Origin of the sequence: Azospirillum isscasi (assembly GCF_030849505.1) — a bacterium.
GTDB classification, from domain to species: Bacteria; Pseudomonadota; Alphaproteobacteria; order Azospirillales; family Azospirillaceae; genus Azospirillum; species Azospirillum isscasi.
On the sequence record NZ_JAUJFI010000355.1, the window covers coordinates 1 to 1,299 of the forward strand.

Genomic DNA, 1,299 nt, shown 5'->3' on the forward strand with positions numbered 1-1,299 from the left:
CGCCTTTATCAGCCCTTGAAGACCTTGAGCATGGTGGAACCCAGGCTCGCGGGGCTGTCGGCGACGGCGATGCCGGCGGACTTCATGAACTCGATCTTGAAGTCGGCGGTGTCGTTGCCGCCCGAGATCACCGCGCCGGCATGGCCCATGCGGCGGCCCGGAGGCGCCGTGCGCCCGGCGATGAAGCCGACGACCGGCTTCCTGGTCCCGGAGTCCTTGATGAACTCCGCGCCCTTGACCTCGGCGTCGCCGCCGATCTCGCCGATCATGATGATGCCCTCGGTCTCCGGGTCCTTCAGGAACAGCTCCAGGCTGTCCACGAAGTTGGTCCCGTTGACGGGATCGCCGCCGATGCCGATGCAGGTCGTCTGGCCCAGCCCCGCCGCGGTGGTCTGCGCCACCGCCTCGTAGGTCAGCGTGCCCGAGCGCGAGACGATGCCGATCTTGCCGCGCTTGTGGATGTGCCCCGGCATGATGCCGATCTTGCACTCGTCCGGCGTGATGATGCCCGGGCAGTTCGGCCCGATCAGCCGGGTCTTGGAGTTGCCCAGGGCGCGCTTGACGCGCACCATGTCGAGCACCGGGATGCCCTCGGTGATGCACACCACCAGCGGGATCTCGGCGTCGATCGCCTCCAGGATGGCGTCCGCCGCGAAGGGCGGCGGCACGTAGATCACGCTGGCGTTGGCGCCGGTCTTCTCGACCGCGTCGGCCACCGTGTCGAAGACCGGCAGGTCGAGGTGCTTGGTGCCGCCCTTGCCCGGGGTGACGCCGCCGACCATCTTGGTGCCGTAGGCGATCGCCTGCTCGGAATGGAAGGTGCCCTGGGCGCCGGTGAAGCCCTGGCAGATCACCTTCGTGTTCTTATCGACGAGAACAGCCATCTTACGCGGCCTCCTTCACGGCCTTGACCACCTTCTCGGCGGCATCGGCGAGGTTGTCGGCCGACAGGATCGGCAGACCGGACTCGCTGAGGATCTTCTTGCCCAGCTCGACGTTCGTGCCTTCCAGGCGGACGACCAGCGGAACGTGCAGGTGCACCTCGCGGGCCGCCGCGACGACGCCTTCGGCGATGACGTCGCAGCGCATGATGCCGCCGAAGATGTTGACCAGGATGCCTTCGACGTTGGGGTCGGAGAGGATCAGCTTGAAGGCCGCGGTGACGCGCTCCTTGGTGGCGCCGCCGCCGACGTCGAGGAAGTTGGCCGGCTCGCCGCCGTACAGCTTGATGATGTCCATGGTGGCCATCGCCAGGCCGGCGCCGTTGACCATGCAGCCGATGTTGCCGTCCAGCTTGAC

At 67.4% G+C, this 1,299-nt stretch carries 1 protein-coding gene and 1 pseudogene; both read right to left on the bottom strand.

All coding sequences use genetic code 11. From position 1 onward, the window contains the following. Positions 1-8: 8 nt before the first annotated feature. Positions 9-884: a succinate--CoA ligase subunit alpha gene (gene sucD, locus QSG27_RS28955; protein WP_306712310.1), complete on the bottom strand. Its 876-nt coding sequence runs from the start codon at positions 882-884 to the stop codon at positions 9-11. A gap of 1 nt (position 885) precedes the next feature. Further along, positions 886-1,299, bottom strand: a pseudogene (sucC, locus tag QSG27_RS28960) (succinate--CoA ligase subunit beta); the annotation flags it as partial.

Coding starts and splice junctions, on each gene's coding strand:
- sucD (WP_306712310.1), bottom strand. CDS start 884: ATGGCTGTTCTCGTCGATAAGAACACGAAGGTGATCTGCCAGGGCTTC.